Consider the following 18,862-nt stretch of genomic DNA (forward strand, 5'->3'; position numbering starts at 1 on the left):
CCATCGACGCACAACAAACAAGAGGCCTCTTCATTATCCGAGGATAACGGAGAAGCCCCTTGTTCAATTTTTAAAGATAGAACCGATAACCCCCGCGGCGCTAGGGAGTGTTAGCAAACACAGCCTAGGTCCGCACTTGTGCCGCTCCTCTGGCAACCAGCATATAGCCGCCTCCCCGAACCGTAATGATTCTCTCGGGATTGGCAGGATCAGCCTCGATTTTCTTGCGTAGATTGCTGATGTGTACAGCCACCGTTCTTGTATCCTTCAGGCTCTCCATTCCCCAGACGAGCTGAAACAACGCATCGACACTGACGGGGCGATTCACGTTTTGTGCCATATAGGACAGCAGATTGAACTCCTTTTGGGATAAAAAGATGGATTCACTCCCCATGTTGACGGTCTGTGCGTAGAAATCAAGCGTTAACCCCGGCAGCTCCAGCAGCTGTTCTCTCCTGCCCTTGGACACTCTACGAAGGTGAGCCCTGATCTTGGCCATGAGTACCCCAGGACTGAACGGCTTGGTCACATAATCGTCGCCGCCATAGGATAAGGCGCTGATCTTCACCTCGTCCTCCTCACGGCTGCTCAGAAACAGAATAGGCGCATCCGTGTAAGCCCGTGCATTCCTGCACCAGTCAATGCCGTTTTCATTCGCCAGCAGCACATCCAGTACAATCAAATCCGGCTGGAACGAAACCAGCAGCTTCATCGCTTCCGCCCCGTTATGACTGTAAGAGGAGATGAATCCCTCCCTCTCGCAATACACCTGAACAATTTCGCATATATGGGGATCATCATCGACGATCAATATTTTGTAAGCGTCCGCCATACCGTCACCTTCCTTGCGAAATCATGTTCCGCTATTTTAAGCTCCTTACCATACAAGGAATCGACACGTAGAATACCGCCCCCGTCCTGCCGTCGCTCTCCGCCCGGACCGTCCCGCCATGGGCTTGGACGATCTCTCTGCAAATCGCCAGCCCCAGCCCGCTGCCCTCTGCTCCCTGCTCTACGCCCGGCCGCTCCACCTTGTAATTGCGGTTGAAGATTTCCTCCAGCTGGTCCGGAGGAATGCCCATGCCCGAATCCTCTACGCGGATGACCGCATACCGGAGATGCTCCACCTCTTCCACTGCCAGCGCAATACGCACCAGCCCGCCCCTGGAGGTAAACTTCATGGCGTTGGACACCAGATTAAATAAAGCCTGATCGAAGCGCTGCTCATCCATCTCCACAACAAGCAGGTTATGCGTTGGCTCCTCCGCAGCTCCCATATCCAGCACAAACTCCAGCCCTGCGTCACGCACAACCAGCTCATACTGTTCAAAAAAACCTTGCAGGAAGGGCTTCACCTGAACCGGCCTCATCCGGTACGGAACCTGGCCCGTCTCCAGATGCGACAGGAAGGACAGCTCCTCGATCATGCGGTTAATCCGTATGGTATTATCCCGGATATACTTCAGATACTGATCATTGCGTTCGGGCTTGACCCCGTCCTGCACCGCCTCTACATACCCCAGCATGCTGGACAGCGGCAGCCGCAGATCATGGGTGATATAAGCAAGCAGCTTCTTCCTCCCTTGTTCGGAATGAAGCAGCCGGTCATAGGAGGTGCGGAGATCATCATGTGCAGCAGATAAGGCATGAGTGCGCTCCTGTACAAGCCGTTCCAGATTCGTATTCATTTCCACCAGCTTGTGGTTCGCATCCTGCAGCTCGCGTGTGATCCGCTCTTCATTCGTTGCCGCCCGGGTAAACCGGGACGAAAGCAGAATGATCTGAGCCACCGCAAATACCAGCAAACCAAGCGGCGATGTATTTCCCACCCGGGACCATTCATTATAGTATAGGAAATCGTTGATGACCGTAACCAGAGCCACCACCGACACCAGCAGGAAGATCAGCGCTCCCTCCTTGCGCCGCACAGCTTCATGGGCCAGCCCAACCATGAGATAAACCATATGGAGAACAATGAACACACCAATTATTACCAATAATTGGGTATAGATGCGTGCAGGAGTCACCACCACAACGGTACACAGAACAGCCGTTACGATCCGCGTGGCAAGATGAAACCACCGCGACACATAATCAGGGAAAATACAATCGAAGTACCTCATGATGATGTATGCACAGCTGCAAAGAATCAGATATTCGAGCTTGAACTGCAAGCCCCATGGAATGGAAGGCCACAATTGGGTGAGCAGCAGCTCGCCCACCAGCAAGGACCGTATCCCCATCAACACGGTGAACAGGCCAAAATACAAAGCAGCCCTTTCCTTGCGCCGCAGGATAAACAGCAGCAGGTGATACAGTCCAATCACCAGCAGGCTTGCGGTGATGAACATATCAGCGGCAATTCTCAGCTTGGTCTTGACCGTTAACACACCACTGCCGCCCAGCTCAATATTCGAGGTGATGCCGCCACGCTTATGATGGAAGTTGGCCACCTGCATCACCAGCTCCACCTGGTCACGCTCAGGCTGGAAGAACACCAGCCTCGTGGCCAGACGCGGAGTCACACTGCTCTTGTCCGGACCAACCACCCCAACCTCCGCCAACAGCTCACCATTCACCCATAGCTTATACGCATGGAAGATCGTAGGCAGCCGCAGCGCAAGCCGCTCATTCCGATCCTGCTCACCAAGCTTAATCACCAGCCGAAACGTCGCATAGCCTGTACCGTTCAGCGTCTCACCATCTAACCGGTAACCCAGCCAGGAGTTGGGGATGTTCATCCAATGGTTTTGATCTCCGTTTCTTCCAGCACGATTATGGATGTCCTCCGGCGACAGCAGCTCCTGCCAATAGAACGCCCACTCCCCTTTTAACGGGAGGGGATGCTCACTGATATGCGCCTGCGTCACATCCAGAACGCCTCTTTCACTTTGGATCGTAGAGGAACCCGATGCAGAGATGACGGCATAGCAAGCAACCACCCCAACCACAACAGCAGCCGCTACATAAAGCCAGAGCGTACGAGAACCGAACCGAAGAAGCCTGCCCATGATGAACCCAACCCCAATCTGCAAAAAAACGAAAATAATGCTAATAAACTAAATAATATCATTCCAACAGGAAAATGTCCTTGTAAATGTTCAGTAAAAAAAGCCACCCGTTTGACGAGTGGCTGGATCACACCTGATTCGAACCCGATCAACCTTTACCGGGCGTCTCCCGCTCAAACGGTCCAGAAGAAAACAACAACCCCACCGCAAGCTGCACCCCATCCTGCAGCCCTTGCAGATACAGACGTTCATGCTGAAGCCCCTGCCGGATATAATGCTTGTCCTCCCACTCCACAAACTCCGGAATCCGCGTCACATCCACCGAGCCGAACAAAGCCGCAAACGCCGCATCCTCCTCCCCGCGGACCTGCCCAAAATCACCATGACGCTCAATCCGCGCCGCCACCTCCTCCAACCGACCTTGAATCGTCTCCAAAAACCAGGGTGGAACATTCATGCGGGTTCCTCCTTGCTGTGCTGGTATAACGGGTGATTAGTTCGTCTACCTTGCGGCTTTGCTCTTGTACGGCTTGGTTTCGGGCTAGAGAAATGAACTGCTCCAATGATTGCTCGCCCAGCTTGTTCAGCTTGTGGCGTTCCTCTTCCAATTGTCTCAAAATGAAATTGCTCATCTGCCCTCCTATCCTTCGCAGAGACATATAACGAAACAAAAATACGTTTTAAAACTACCTTAATGGTAATTTTAAAACTCATTTAAGTCAAGTATATGCTCCTACATAATGGGAACTATAAACTCCACATTACAGAAATGGAGATGAGTTCCTATGAATACATACGACAAAAAGAGAGTGGGACAGCGCATCCGCGCCCGCCGCGAAGCGCTAGGCCTATCCCGCGAGCAATTGGCAGAACACATCGGCCGAGTCCCCAGATTCTACGCCGACATTGAACGCGGCCAAGCCGGCATGTCCATCGAAACCATGCTCAGCATCGGCGGCTTGCTCAAAATGTCCCCCAACGAAATGCTGTTCGGACAAGACAATGACGGAACCAACCATGATGAAATAGAAAACATCCTCGCGGCGCTTAACCAATGTCCGGAAAAGCAACGCAAGGATGCGTTGGAGCTTTTGAGGTTGTTTTTGAGTGCGGTAGGATAAGAATGAATTCTATTTAACTTCCCAATCGATTATATATCCTAAGTTGCGATTTTACAGAATCAAAAGAGAATACTTCCCATGATTCGCCGCTCCCTTCCACTGGGCATGAAATCTCAATTGAAGGGTATCCATACACAAATACGCTCACCTTGGCTCCACTTTGTGCGATTGAGGGTGTCTTGGAAAAGTTATTTACTGAAAAATGATAAACGCCACCTGGAATCCATTGAAACACCAGCATTTCTTCTGGACCGAAACCTTTTTGTTCATCCCTCTCCAAAGCTACCCAAGGAGAGTCTTCACTTTTCCCTTTATTTAGATAATCAATATTAACAATAGAATCTGTGTCTCTAGTCACAATTTTTAAATGCAAGTCTAAATCATAAGGTTTTTCTCCCCAGGTTAACATAACTTTTAATGGCAGCGGTGTAGTAACCTGCTCTGGGGAATTCATAATCGTTGATTGATAGCTCTCGCTACAAGCTTGATTAATAGTTTTTTTAAGATAATCTTGAAATTCTTGAATGGCCGCACTCGAGTTTGGACACATCTCATGAATTACTTTTACACGGGAATAAAACTGGGGGTCGATTCTAGAAGCAATGTCAGAACTTCCTTTTCCATAGTTTACGATCAGAACCTTTGCATTTGGCCTTCCACGGGCATAATCGTTCAATGCGTCCGCAAAGCTTTTCGAAACCGCTCTTCGATATTGCTTACACTCCACAACAAGCAGAGTACTTCTTTCAGCATCTCCGATATCTGATAATAACGAGTAATCCGGTTGGATACTATTTTGACGCGATTTTCCTAAAGGATTGGCCAAGGGAGATCGTACCTCCGACCATAATTCTAAGGTAGGCTCATATTTTCGAGAAGTGGCCAAATGATTTCTGGAAAACGAAAATGTGACAACCCCATTTTCATGAATGTAGGTCATGTTTGGATCCATGGCAATCATTATTTGAGTCGATATCCATGCGGCATATAAATCATAACGTTTTTTCCAAACAGGGAGCTCAAGAAAGGATAACAATTCTCGTGTCAGCATGGATTTATTGCGAAGCGTTCTGGGGATTCGCTCCAAAAGACTTGACATAAACTGAATAGCTTCTAGCAAAAATTTCTGACGCCATTCTTTGGGCTGTTCCTGTACTAACCATTCTGCATCGATATCCTCAATCTTAGCTAACGCTTTATTATGAATAGCTTCCAAAACAAATAGAAAATTCTTGAGCCAACCATCTGACAGCAATTCTAGCAGATATAGTGCATAATCGTCAGCATCTTTTCCTATCTGCACATTTGTCGTTCGCGTAATATTATAATAATGGCAATCAGCCCAAACTTGATTCCATATATCGCATAAAATACTAAACTTGCTATCAAACCCCTCATTTCCGACTGGTTGAAATTTAACTATATATTTAGGCAAAAAGCCGCTATCGTAATCGTTTATCCACCGTTTTACTTCCTGATGATTTGGATTCCAATTGCGGCCTGTCACATCTAAAAAAGTGCATATATCCATGTACAACTGAAATAAAATATGAGAAGTAACCTCGTACATGTAAATCGGACGTAATGCATGAATAAACTGTATTTGCCACGAACGAAAATGTTCCAAATCAAATTCCAACGCAGTTGACTTAATATTGAAATCAAACTTAATTTTCAAGTTGTGAGTCGTTTTGAAAGCCCCTGACTTTTCAAATTGCACAAGAAGATCTGACATCATACTAGAGAATGGAGCTACCGCGGTAAAAAAAGCAACAATTAGATGTTCAACATCAACCCCATGGATGATTAAATCTTGTCTAAAATTATTCTTTCCTTTGCTCAAAGGAATGTTAAGATTTCCTCGCATCTCATTCACAATATCCAAATCGTACGTCTTGAGATCGATCCCACCATGCAATAATAAAAACTCCCACACTTCCGTACTCGTTTGCAACGACGGTTGATCCATGTCTGTCAAGACTCCTTTTAAGCAACCCATTTTTACACAGAAGTGTTGTAAAGCCGCGGATAAAACCGTGCGGAGAGATTGCTATCTTCTACTAGGAAAAGAATTATGCACTTTAATAAGCAGTATTCTAGTGGATTTCAATTTGTGAATTTCTATTCTTAATTATTTCTGAGTACCGCTCAATATCCTGTATAAAATTCCCCAAGTCTTTATTTACCATTGAATTCAAAAAATCCAACAATACATCTACCATTATATTTATCCTTAGAAGTTTTATTTTTTTTATATGTTTTGTAACTTTATTCTTTTCAATAAAATCCACAATCTTTTTTAATCTTTCTATTCCCTTTCCATCTGGGTAAGAATATTTAAAAATATTGCTTTCCCCTCCGTAGGTCGTTGTATCCTTCTTTAAAACTTGAAAACTGTTAAAGATTTTAAACCCAAGAATTACATCACCATATATATCTAGCTCTTTGCATCTTCTTTGAAAAGCCTCCTGGTGCTTTTTCTCAAGTCCTAATAGTGAATAATCAGACACCCTGCATAAATGTAACAATGAAATATATAAGTCTCTTTCAAACTCTGTTTGGATTTCGTAACTAGTGTACAAATCCCTATCTATTTTATTTTTCACGATTGCTTTGACACGATCTAAATAAGTTTTTACACCCAAAGAATTTAAAACAAAGAAAATCAATTGCTGGACTTCATTGGCTATAACTTCAAACTCGTCAGCGTTTGGCATTTTTTCCAAATTATCGTTTTCTCCTCTAGAATACAATAATCTAGAATCAATTAAACGATTATAAGTTGATTCGCTAATAGGTAAACAATGACCGGATATTTTTAATGCCGTATCAAATACCGTTTTCCTTCCAAATTGTGGGTTATTTTTATTATAACAAAATACTATTAGTGAATTACGTATTAAAATGGAGAGCATACTAAGATCAAATAAATTAACTCCATAACTTTTTACACTAGTCAGTACAGACTTATATAAACGATGGTATAAAAACATATCTTCTACAGAGCCTTTAAATTTTTCAAGACCTTCAAAAAGAGTATTTATAGATATATTATTCCTATGAAATATTAATTTACCTTCAAGTTTTAAATGCCATAAAAATAATGAGCCGTGTTTTAACATTAGTTCAAATGTTTGTTCATCATAAACAGCTAGTTCATATTTTATGTTCTCTAATTGATTTCCCACCCACTCTTTGAGTCTTATTATTTTTTTATCAGAAATCTGTCTTATTAAAATAAATAAATCATAGTCAGATCTTTCATCACTGTCTCCTCTAGCATAGGAGCCGTATTCAATTACTGCGATAACATCTTTATGAAGTGAGTAATTTATTCTGCTCATCTAGCTATCCTCCTGTACACAGCTGAAACAAAAAAACCTAAAAAGATGATACCTAAGCCACTCTCTATTACAAATGTTATAGTTGACATAAAACCATTTGGTAAAAATTCACCATAACCACTACCCGAAAATACCAAGAAACTCAAGAAGAGAGCATTATGTATTTCTAAACTACTAACTTTATTGTTGTTAATTTTATCTATATACTCTAAATCAAGAAAGCTAATAATTACAGCAAAAAAGATCACTGTAAGAACTGCAAATCTAAATAACTTCCAAAGACTTAATCCATATCCCCAAACAAATCCACTTATTGTTTGCATAATATAACTAAAAAATGAATTTACTCGATCCAAAGTGCCTATATTACTGTAATAGCTATTTAAACACAAAAATTTGTTTTTAGAATTTACACGCTCTTCCTCAGCAATCAACACATTTAATTTGTCGCAAGATTTTTTCTCCGACATTTCTGTTTGATTAATCAACAACTGTTTCAATATATTAATTTTTAGATTCGATTCTGTTGGAAGATTGGACAGAATCTCTTGGAGATTAATTTTACATTTAGAAAATTCTGTATAGCGCAAGTTGCACACTCTAAAACTGGCCTTTTCTAAATTACAATTTATAAACTTTGTACCCGTCAAATCGACGTTTTGAAATGTAGCATTTCTTAAATAACAATCTTGTACTATCGTTTGAGTTATACGACTGTTAATAAACTTTGCTCTATTAAGTCCTAGCGATAATAACGAGCTATTCTGAATTGTCTTATCTTCTAATTGAAATTGATCATTTAGTTCTTGCTCAACTAGAACCATTTTATTAATTACATCTAGTTTATTCAAGTCCGTTTTAGATAACATTTCATCATCACCTTTACAGTATAAATTATACAATTTATTTGTAATCGACGCCTGTATACAATCTCTATATTCTAAAGGATTCGATAATATTAATTAACATAATGGACAGTTTTTAATTCCAGTTACCTTATAAATAATTAGTTAAAAGAATATTTAGTCCTATCGGAATAAAGTTCTACATAATATTACAGAATCCTCCAAAGAAAAATATTTTTAATACCACTACTTAAGTTTGCTTAAATAGTGGTTATATATGTTTTCTTACAAGTAGATGTCCCATTAATTACGCATCTAATAAAGGAATGAAATCATAATGTAAAATGGACAAATTGGGAGCAACCATCGCTCTCTATTTGTCCATTTTGCATTAACCATAATCTGCACTTTGCCCCTAAACTCTAAAGTTCCCTTACTATCTCATCATCCAACACTGCTTTACGCTTTTCCCAATCAGGCATTAGGGCAAATAACATGTCGTAAAAACCATTACTATGATCATTATATCGGAAGTGAATCAATTCATGTAACACTACATAATCGATACAATGTTTGGGTGCTTTAATTAGCTCTGAATTAAGTAAGATGGTGTTCGATTCGATTAATGCGGACCCCCACCTTGCCTTCATCATACGCAAATCAATTTTAGGTCTTTGGATTCCGTATTTTTGTACGACTGGATATTGCTTATCTAAGGATTCCTCGAATGCCTTAATTGCCTTTACTCGAAACCATTCCTCCATTAATTTAGCTTTTCGAATAAGATTACCCGACTCTTTAACAACTAAAATAATGAACCCTCGATAATACTTAACACCTTCTTCTCCAGTTGTTTCCTTTACCCTCAAACGATATTGCTTTCCTAAGTATTTGTATGATTCACCGCTGACATATTCCCGTTCACTTTGTTTATACGATTGTACATGTTCGAAGTTCTTTACGTTTTTTAATATCCATTCGCCTTTACTTTTAACGAAATCATATATAAAACCAAGTGGTACCTTCTCTGCAGCAGACACCATAATTGTCATATCTGGCTTAATGTTGAGGTTTACATTCTTAACACTTTTCCGTTCAAGAATAAACTCTATTATACGATTGGCATAAATAATCTGATGTTTGTCCATGTTGTCCTACCTTAATAACGTCTTAATGCTACAGTCTTGATCTGCTCAATAATCTTATCCACTTGATCAAAATCTAGTCTAATTTTGTGCTCTTTCATAAAATCAAAAATAAGATCATCTATTTCCTGAGCGATCTTATTGTGAACTTCCATATTATCATGCCAGTCTACCTTGGTATATGCACGTATAATGCTTTCCATTTTCAATGCTAATTCGGCTAATAATTCTTCACTTAACTTCTGTTCATTCTTTATGTCTATCCCCACACCATAGGAAGTCCTCTGTTCTTTGATGATACCTTTCGCCACACCAAAGAAAGCCTGTGCATTTGCATTTTTCTTAATGGATTCGGGGTAAGACCTAACAGGTTCCCCTTGCTGATATTCTTTTTTAAGATCATTCATTTTCTGCAAATATTCAGCCTCTGAAATTCTTTGTTGCTTATATGCGTCAATTGCTTCCTTAATCCGTTCAGAGAACTTTTTATAATATGCAGGGTTTTCATCCCACTTGGTATTGATACTTTTTGTCAGACGTGTACGAATCGCATCTGCTCGTGCACGTTTTGAATCTAACCGCTCAAGTTCTTCTTCAAAAGCTTTTTCATTAAGTATGTCCACAGGGTTGGTTATGCGAATAACCTCTTCTGCCGAAATGTAATGATCCATTAGATTTTGCATTTTTGCTTCGTATTCTTTATGGTCAATGGTATCTGAATACCGCAGCTTTACTGCTTTCCGAAGCTCTTGATAAAATTTCAAGTCTCTCTTATATTTCTTCAACTCTTCTGCGGGTAAAGCATTATAGATTTTCTCGGACTCTAACGCAATCCCAAGATTTTGCCCAAACTTTGAGAGAACTCCATAAAATTCTTGTCTCCGTTCCTCATCTTCAAGCCAAACCTCGTACTCTTCCGTATCCTGCTTATTCTTGATGGGTGAAAAAATTTGAATCATGTCGGAGTAATATTGCCTCAAAGAACCAATAACGCTAATCACATCATATATGGCTCCTTGTAAGTCCTTGGGATCATAGTTTTCGAGCCCTGCACCCGAATACATTTCTAAAACTTGGTCGAGTCGATCCAACAATCCTCTGTAATCAATAATGAACCCATAGTCCTTGCCATCATACAATCGATTGACCCTGGCGATTGCCTGTAACAACGTATGTTCTTTCATTGGCTTATCAATGTACAAAACAGTCGCTCGCGGCGCATCGAAACCTGTAAGAAGCTTATCTACAACGATTAATAACTCAAATTCATCGCCCTCGATAAAATCCTCTTTTATGGCATCTTCATAAGATTCTTCATCACCGTAGCGATTCACCATTCGATTCCAAAAATTGAGCACTTTATTTCTCGAAACCTCATCAACAACCTCATGCCCTTCCCGTTGATCAGGCGGCGATATAACAACGGCACATGTAAGATCACCAAGCTCTTCGAATGCTTCCAAATATCGAATAGCTTCGATCTTACTATTGGTCGCAAGCATCGCTTTAAACTGGCTACCTTGTGTTTTATAATTGTCCAGAAAGTGCTGGTTAATATCGAAGGCAATCATGCAAAGACGCTGATTGGATGAAGCTATTCTCTCGAATTGACTCCACTTTTTCATGACCTCATCTTTCTGCTTGTCATTCAGATTACGGGTAATCATTTCAAGTCGAGTGTCAATTGCTTTTTGATTCACGGTTTGATCGACCATTTTCCCTTCGTAAAGAAGGGGAACTATAGCTTTGTCTTTAACTCCATCTGCAATCGTGTATGTATGAATCAACTTACCAAACTTAATCATGGTACTCTTTTCTTTCTTCATAAGTGGTGTTCCCGTAAATCCGAGGTAACAAGCATTGGGGAACACCTTTTTCATCTTGATGTGTAGTTCTCCATACTGAGTACGATGTGATTCATCAACTAAGATGAAGATATCTCTCGACTCAACAGGCTTTAGCATCACAGAAGCAGTATCAAACTTGTGAATCAAAGTAGTTACGATATCCGCATTGTTATCTCTTATAAGATCCACCAAATGCGAACCTTTTGTTGCTCTGCTTGCCTTTAGTCTGGTATGCTTAAACGTCTTATGTATTTGCTTGTCCAACTCAACCCGATCCGTTACAACCACTACTTTTGGGTTAAACTCACTCATCTCAGATAGGATATACTTTGCCAGCATCACCATTGTAAGACTCTTACCAGAACCCTGCGTGTGCCATATAACCCCTGATTGACGATTTCCACTTTCATCACGTTCATGAATGGTCTTGATGATTTCCTTGATTGCAAAGTATTGCTGATATCGAGTTACCTTTTTAACATCTTTATCGAACAAGGTAAAAAAGTGGGTTAGCTCCAGCAATCGTTCTGGGTGGAAAAGAGAGATTATATTTTTGTCTTGTATCGTTGGCAAACGACCCATAACCGTTTCATTTAATATCGATTGCAACCATTCTTCTTTCTCTTCCTTCCAAACAGACCAGAACTTCTTTGGGGTGTTACAGGTTGCATACTTTGTTTCATTCTTGTTCGTAGACATGACGATTTGCACAAACTTAAAGAGCTGTGGGATATAATCTTTCCCCTGGTTACGGATCATTTGGCTAATCCCTTGCTCCATCGAGATTGATGCCTTCTTGCACTCCAATACCGCCAATGGAATCCCATTCACGAACAAGACAATATCAGGGCGCACAGTTCCCCGCCCATCCATTCTCTCTACAGTAAACTCCTCAACCACATGAAAAACATTGTTCTCGAAGTTTTCCCAATCAATGTACTGAATGGTAAATGACTTCTTTGAACCATCGGGTAAAAACTCCGTGTAGCTTCGCCCTAACATCAAAGTTTCGAAAATTTTTTCGTTCGTCTTAACAAGCCCATCGGTTAACGGCTCATCCAGATTACGAATGGCTTGCTGAATATTGTTTTGACTGAACTTATATGTAGTGCCCTTATATTCATACGAGTTGAACTCATTTAACCGTTCTTCCAATACAGTTCTTATTAAAACATTATAGATGCTGCCGCGCATAATTTCCGTTTGTTCAGGAGTCAAAACCTGATAGTCTAAGCCCTTTAAGACTTCAAGAGCAGGTTGTTGGCTTATAAATCGTTCATCATAGCTATTCATTCGATCCACATTCACACCTCCTATGTAAGGGATTAGGAAAAGGGCAAGGGTTAAACCTTTACCCGTACTTTCCCTGTAAGTAAGAGTTGCATTAAGCCTTGTTTTTGAAGTTTTAACTCCTCAAGTTCACTCCTTAAAAGGTTAATTTGCCTGTCAATGACTGACAAAACCTCAGCTATCTTGGATTGTTCATCAATATCGAAGGGAATATATATATCGGTTTCCAAAAAGGCATCGATCTTTACAGCCATTCTTTCGACTAAGGTCCCTTCAGCCTTAGCTGAAAATTTCTTTATTTGTCTATCAGAAGTGAGCAGTTGTGTTAAAAACTCCAAATGATATTGTTCTTTATCTCTAATGTAGAGAATCTCATAAATAGGGGACAATAATAATGGATGGTCAACTTTGTTAAGTGCTATCGCCCCAAAACGCAAATTTGATGGATTATAAACAATATCGCCTTTTCTCGATATCTTGTACTTCTTATTATCACTCTTAACCAAGAACTCTCTATTATACCGATTGGTTTTAGCTGTAACACCATCTTCAATGGTTAGAGAAAACAAAGGTAATTCTTCCGTTATGACACTTTTCTCGTTCCTAACTTGTAGAATTTCCCTCAGCGGAACATATCCCCATTCACTTTCGAATCCGGGTAATCTCATTTTACCTGTTAGTAGTGTTAACATTAATCCCTTTTTCTGCTCTCTTTTTTTCTCTATATATCTCCCCTTTAACTCTAGCGCCTTATCAAAGATCATTGCTATTTTTCCTATCTTACGCTGTTCATTATACCCAGGGAGCATTGTACTCAACGACAGAAAGTTTTCCTTTGATATATTTTTCATACTACTACTTGTACCAGTAGCTAAGACTTTTACTTTATTTCTTATTTCTTGTGATGTAAGAACACTAACTAACCATAATCCGTCTACTGATTCTCGCAAACTGGTTTGCCACAACTTATCGGACAAGAATAGGTTCTCATAATCTTGATCTACATACCCAACTTCACCTACAAGCTCAGGAGTATTAGCACGGCTAACTATGATAGATCCTTTTTTAGGGTTTAATTTCGCCCTTTTGATTTCATTTTTTTTTATTTTCTTGTTTTCATTTGGATAAAAGTATCCATTTGCGACAGAACTGGTTTTCAGCACTCCATACCCAGTATTGTCAGTTGGGTAATCTTCCGCATTTACACTGACACCCGAATCTAATGTAGAAATGAGTTCTTTTAACTGGACCTGTTTCCATTCGTTCGGCATACGGGATTTCTCATTCTCTGTATCTGCTATATTTAATCTATTCATAGTTCACCTATAATCCAAGCTCATTTAATATTGCTTCAAGTTCTGTTTCAACATTGCTGAGTTCCCTTTTTATATCAATAATATTTTGCTTTACCATTTTCATATCAATTTCCTCTTCTTCCTCGAAGCTATCGACATAACGAGCAATGTTCAAGTTATATGAATTGTCCTTTATCTCATTTAATGTTGCTAAGTATGAGTATTTTTCTATAGATTCATATCCTTCGTATGCTTCAACAATTCTACGAATATCAATTTCACGTAAATTATTCTGGTTCTTGCCCTTTTCGTAATTGCCCTCACTTGATGCATCAATAAATAAAACTTCATTTCTTTTGCGGTTCTTCTTAAATATCATTACACATGCAGGGATACCAGTTCCATAAAATAGATTTGCAGGTAAACCTATAACTGCATCTAATAGGTTCATCTCAATAATTTGCTGACGAATCTTCTCTTCGCTCGACCCACGGAATAAAACTCCATGAGGAAGGATTGTTGCCATCCGACCATTCTCAGCTAATGAGTAAAGCATATGTTGTACAAACGCATAATCTCCCTTTGATGTAGGTGGTACGCCCCACTCAAATCTTCTGTACTGGTCCAGGCTCGCTTCCATTTTGAACTTCTCATCATTATTACCTTCACCAGCAAAGCCCATTGCCCATTTGTCGAGAGAGAAGGGGGGATTAGCAACGATTGCCTGGAACTTCATCAACTTGCCATCTTCCAAGTGAAGTGGATTAGATAACGTGTCGCCCCATTCAATCTTAGCATCATCTATTCCGTGAAGGTACATGTTCATGAGTGCTAAGGAATGTGTTTGTCCGTTCCGTTCTTGACCATAGATAGCAACTTTCTTGCTTGGCACTTGATTCGCCACTTTAATCAACAAGGAACCCGATCCACACGTAGGATCATAGATACGATCATTTTCTTTGGGCTTAACCAATCGAGCAAGAAGTTCCGACACCATAGATGGCGTAAAGAACTCTCCACCTTTCTTGCCAGCATCGGATGCGAATCGCTCGATCATAAATTGGTAGGCATCACCTATGATATCTTCACTTCCAACAACGGAAGGTTTCAACGTAAGTTTATTGAAATCCTCCAACAATGCACGAAGCATGGCATTTCTCTCTTTTGCTTTACCAAGTGTCGCTTCACTGTTAAAGTCGATATTACGAAATACACCACGCAATTTCCCTGTGTTTTCGTTCTCCAAACGTTCCAATGCTTTATTAATGATCTCACCAATCTCAGAATCAGTCCGCTTGCTATATAAATAATCAAATGTAGACAGCTCATCTAATACAAAACGTTCCCTGGCTAATGCACGCTCAATGCGTTGTTTATCCCCGTCATAACGTTTTGTATATTCCTCCACATGCTCCTTATACAAATCACTCAAATACTTGATGAACAACATCGTTAGGATGTAATCCTTATATGTACTGGAGTCGATTTTCCCTCGGAATGTATCTGCCGCTTGCCACAAAATTGTATTTATTTGTTGAGAAGTAACTTGCTCACTCACATCTGTTCCCCCTGAAATTCACCAAAATGTAATAAACTATTTCTCAATTATACCATTATCGAAACAGAGAAAGTATCCCTGGTTCTTTAACAATTAACGGAACGACTCTAGGAGTTAAATCCTTTCAACACAACAATATTATAGACATACTTCGTCACCTTACAGATCATTTAAGTTGTTTTTGCAAAAACTAAATTGGAGTGACTTGGCCATGCCAAGAAGAATTTCTTAGGTCAGCAAACTGTATAAGCACTGTTACCAACTTCATATGTGTTGATATCTTCAACTAGCACAAAAAACTTAGGATAAAAAATTGAAAAAAAACGATTTGATATACTTAAATTCGAGAGAAATCTGTGAATAATCTAAAGTTACTTGTGCCGCTGCACCTCATAGGCTATCTTATGAAGTTCGATCTCATGTTAATCGGGCATGAAATAGCCAAGGAAAAGCAAGGATTTTGCATGGATCTCGCTCGGCTTAGCGGTAAACTTTATTTGCTTAGTTGCAGACTATTGAGGTCGGATTGTTTTCACTGCCAACTTCATCGAACCAATCGATGATGCTTTTGAATTACGCTCTGATTTCCGCAACGCTCCTTCATCAGTTTCATTGCGTTTTCGCACCCGAAATATATCCTTTCAACCTCACCCACAGAACAGGACGAACACCCCCACTGTTATCGCCTGTAGAAGGATGGATCGTGTTGCTGCTGTAGCGGAAGGTGCCGTTTCCCTGGATGCCTATATTGCCGTCGCCGTGGATATATACGGCTCTTCGATTGTCACGTCCGGACGACCGGAGCCACCACCACCATCCACGCCCATGGAGTGTTGCTTTTCGTTTGTCGTTGTTTTCGTCCTTCTTTTGAAACCAGTAGCGTTGTTTGGCGCTGCGGTTGTCGAGGTTTTTCCTGCTGTCCCCGAAATAGTGGCATACGGCTTCTTCGATGCTTAGCAGAAATATGTAATCCTGCGTATCCTCTCCGCCTGTTGAACCGTACCATGGATTGTCGTGGTTCTGGTTCAACACCGGAATGATTCTTGCCTGTTCGGCCGCGGAGAATGTGTTAACAAAGTCACCGTTCAGATAGCTTCTTAGGGCGCAGTCCGCCCATGTCACATCCCCCGCGGCATTATGATAGGGATGCTGTCCAATTATGGATTCCGTTATCATCAAGGCTGCATTGTCCTGTATATCCAGAATACGCCATTGATAACCGCCAAATGGCACAATCGCACCGATCTGAAGCTTCCTCATTCTCTTCCCCCCATCCGCGGCTTACGTAAAAAACTCCGCCGCTAAGGTGGAGTCCATTACATATGCGATCCTTCTCTTCCGCTTCTCGTAATTTACCACCATTATACCAATTATCTAGCTTTTGTACCTACATCATAAAACTCCCCAGGATTCTCCGTCATCATCCGTATAATCTCCTGCCTCTCTATTCCGTTCTCTTCGCAATAAGGAATAAACTCATCAAAGATGACCGTACACGGATGACCCTCTATCGACTCTTTTGCTTCTGCGTAGAAGTCGTAATCCTGGGAAAGCAGCACTTTGTGTCCATAGCCCAGTGAAAGGATGTAACGCAGCAACTCGAACCGTTCCGGGCTGGTTCCCTTTCGGATGATGTCCATGCCCAACCACATGCCTTTTTCCGCCGCGAGCTTGATGGTTTCCTTATGCGCTTCTTTATCCGTATGGGCCCACAGGAATCGTTGATAGTCCGCCTGCTCTGCGTCCAGTACCCGAATGACCTCCGGGACCATCTTCGCCTCGAGGATATGGCAGTGAATGGGCATCCCTGTGGCTTTGCTGGCCTTTACCGCGGCAACCAGCATGGCTTGATCCACCTTGGACAACACGCCCTTGTCCAGCAGCAGCTTGATGTGCCCCGGACGAATTACTATGCCGTCGATGGTATCCAGCCCTTCTTGGAAATCCTTGATCCAACGGTTGGCCAGCTGCTCTTCGAACTGGTTGGGAAATACCTCATAGATCTGCTTGGTGATATTCCAGCCCGTACACGGGATGATATGCATATCCGCTTGCTCCGACAATTCCTTTAATAAGCGGACATTCTGCCCGCCGATTGGCGGCGAAGCTTCTACCACGGCCCGGCCGCCCTTCTTTTTAATATCCAGCAGGATGGGCAGTATCACCTTCAGGTCTGACTGAATCTCCTCCTCTGAATAGCTTTTGTCAAAATACATGCTGTTTGCCTTGCACTCGTCGAATTCCCACTTGAAATGCTCATGTCCTAAGGTCAGACCCAGCTCCCTCTTCGGGATGGGACCTCTCACCGTATAAATCATCGTTTTTCCTCCTTGTGGACTCAATCCGGTTCTATTCCTCACCGATGTGCCTCCAGCATAAACAACAAACCCCGACATCAGAGTGTCAGGGTTTGCAATATTTCTTATGAATGGCTTGGCTTATGGCTTCGATTTCTTGAAGGAAGGCTTCCGGCTGTAAGGCCGTCACCTGCTCCGGATGGTGTAACACCAATTGAAGGATGTCGTTTTTGTAGGGAGTCCGAATCGTCAGATGCAGCCCGTTTGCTGCCGTTTTTACTTCCGTGTGCTGGAGATAGGCATCCTCTTTGATAATCCGGTACAGGGCTGGATCAATGAGGAGCTCGTAGGTGAACCAGGTAAACCTGTCCTGATCCGGCAGGTTCAGCTCCTTGTTCATATAGCGGTTTTCTACATCCAGGCAAGTCAGGGACACGATGCGGTCCAGCCGAAAGGTTCGTTTGGCCTGTCTGACATGGCAGAAGCCCTTCACATACCAGCCCCCATCCGTAAAAAACAGCCTGATCGGCGATACCTGCCGGTGCTCGGTCTCATCCCGCTCCGGGTGATAATACCCCATTCGCAGATCGCAGGACCGCCCGAACGCCTCCAGTATAGGCTTTAGCACATCCTCAATGTAGCCCTTCGGCATAATGCGGATGATGTTAAACTCGATGTGAGACATCACCTGAGCCGCTTGTTGCCTCTCCTCGTCAGATAGAGCATTCATCACCTTGCTGCTGAGCAAGTTATAGTCTGTGGCCAGATTGGGGATATGAAGCTCCTCGCCTGCCTTCAATACCATCAGCAGCATAAGGGCTTCCTGCTCGCTGAGCTTAATGCTGGGCATGAAGTAAGAAGGGGAAATTTCGTAGCCCCCACCCAAACCCTCATAGGCAATAATGGGAACCTGAAGCTGGCTAAGGGCATCGATATCCCGGTATATGGTCCGTTCACTCACCTCAAAATAGCGGGCCAGCTCATGTGCCGTCATTTTCTTGCGTACCCGTAATAAATGCACGATCCCGTTTTGTCTCTCTGTTTTTTTCATAGATCTCCCCTGAAGTTCGGTTTATTGGTATACATCAGTTGCCCACATGGGGCGGGCT

14 protein-coding genes are annotated in these 18,862 nt (G+C 42.0%); 1 reads left to right on the forward strand and 13 read right to left on the reverse strand.

What is annotated here, in order from left to right:
- Positions 1-124: 124 nt before the first annotated feature.
- The 3 genes from ACI1P1_RS16480 to ACI1P1_RS16490 form a co-directional block, all read right to left on the reverse strand.
- Positions 125-832, reverse strand: coding sequence for a response regulator transcription factor (locus ACI1P1_RS16480; protein WP_416217517.1), 708 nt, complete (start codon positions 830-832; stop codon positions 125-127).
- 31 nt (positions 833-863) lie between these two features.
- Complete coding sequence (locus ACI1P1_RS16485) at positions 864-3,011, reverse strand: sensor histidine kinase (RefSeq protein ID WP_416217518.1); 2,148 nt, start codon at positions 3,009-3,011, stop codon at positions 864-866.
- Positions 3,012-3,159: 148 nt separating this feature from the next.
- Complete coding sequence (locus tag ACI1P1_RS16490) at positions 3,160-3,468, reverse strand: hypothetical protein (RefSeq protein WP_416217519.1); 309 nt, start codon at positions 3,466-3,468, stop codon at positions 3,160-3,162.
- Between the two features lie 328 nt (positions 3,469-3,796).
- Here ACI1P1_RS16490 and ACI1P1_RS16495 point away from each other — a divergent pair, with 328 nt between their 5' ends.
- Positions 3,797-4,132 carry a helix-turn-helix domain-containing protein gene (locus tag ACI1P1_RS16495; RefSeq protein WP_416217520.1) on the forward strand — a complete coding sequence of 112 codons (336 nt, stop codon included), beginning with the start codon at positions 3,797-3,799 and terminating at the stop codon, positions 4,130-4,132.
- A gap of 13 nt (positions 4,133-4,145) precedes the next feature.
- On the opposite strand, the gene ACI1P1_RS16500 is transcribed toward ACI1P1_RS16495, so the two are convergent.
- The 10 genes from ACI1P1_RS16500 to ACI1P1_RS16545 form a co-directional block, all read right to left on the reverse strand.
- Positions 4,146-6,101, reverse strand: a complete 1,956-nt coding sequence (locus ACI1P1_RS16500; RefSeq protein ID WP_416217521.1) for a hypothetical protein — start codon at positions 6,099-6,101, stop codon at positions 4,146-4,148.
- Between the two features lie 127 nt (positions 6,102-6,228).
- Entirely contained in the window at positions 6,229-7,476 is a 1,248-nt protein-coding gene (locus tag ACI1P1_RS16505) for a nucleotidyltransferase domain-containing protein (protein WP_416217522.1), read from the reverse strand.
- Positions 7,473-8,345, reverse strand: coding sequence for a pentapeptide repeat-containing protein (locus ACI1P1_RS16510; protein WP_416217523.1), 873 nt, complete (start codon positions 8,343-8,345; stop codon positions 7,473-7,475). Before ACI1P1_RS16510 ends, ACI1P1_RS16505 begins: the two co-directional genes overlap by 4 nt.
- A 398-nt stretch (positions 8,346-8,743) precedes the next feature.
- Positions 8,744-9,469: a M48 family metallopeptidase gene (locus ACI1P1_RS16515; RefSeq protein WP_416217524.1), complete on the reverse strand. Its 726-nt coding sequence runs from the start codon at positions 9,467-9,469 to the stop codon at positions 8,744-8,746.
- Between the two features lie 11 nt (positions 9,470-9,480).
- A complete protein-coding gene (locus ACI1P1_RS16520) occupies positions 9,481-12,615 on the reverse strand; it encodes a type I restriction endonuclease subunit R (protein ID WP_416217525.1) in 3,135 nt (1,044 codons plus the stop codon).
- A 41-nt stretch (positions 12,616-12,656) separates the two neighbouring features.
- Complete coding sequence (locus tag ACI1P1_RS16525; protein WP_416217526.1) at positions 12,657-13,874, reverse strand: restriction endonuclease subunit S; 1,218 nt, start codon at positions 13,872-13,874, stop codon at positions 12,657-12,659.
- 52 nt (positions 13,875-13,926) lie between these two features.
- On the reverse strand, positions 13,927-15,456 hold the full coding sequence (locus ACI1P1_RS16530; protein WP_416217527.1) for a type I restriction-modification system subunit M: 1,530 nt from the start codon (positions 15,454-15,456) through the stop codon (positions 13,927-13,929).
- A 609-nt stretch (positions 15,457-16,065) separates the two neighbouring features.
- A complete protein-coding gene (locus ACI1P1_RS16535; protein ID WP_416217528.1) occupies positions 16,066-16,716 on the reverse strand; it encodes a DUF6273 domain-containing protein in 651 nt (216 codons plus the stop codon).
- 110 nt (positions 16,717-16,826) lie between these two features.
- Complete coding sequence (locus ACI1P1_RS16540) at positions 16,827-17,774, reverse strand: phosphotriesterase family protein (protein WP_416217529.1); 948 nt, start codon at positions 17,772-17,774, stop codon at positions 16,827-16,829.
- Positions 17,775-17,859: 85 nt separating this feature from the next.
- Complete coding sequence (locus ACI1P1_RS16545) at positions 17,860-18,804, reverse strand: helix-turn-helix transcriptional regulator (protein ID WP_416217530.1); 945 nt, start codon at positions 18,802-18,804, stop codon at positions 17,860-17,862.
- Between the last annotated feature and the right edge of the window lie 58 nt (positions 18,805-18,862).

It is taken from the genome of Paenibacillus mesotrionivorans (assembly GCF_046098205.1).
Classification (GTDB): domain Bacteria; phylum Bacillota; class Bacilli; order Paenibacillales; family NBRC-103111; genus Paenibacillus_AR; species Paenibacillus_AR mesotrionivorans.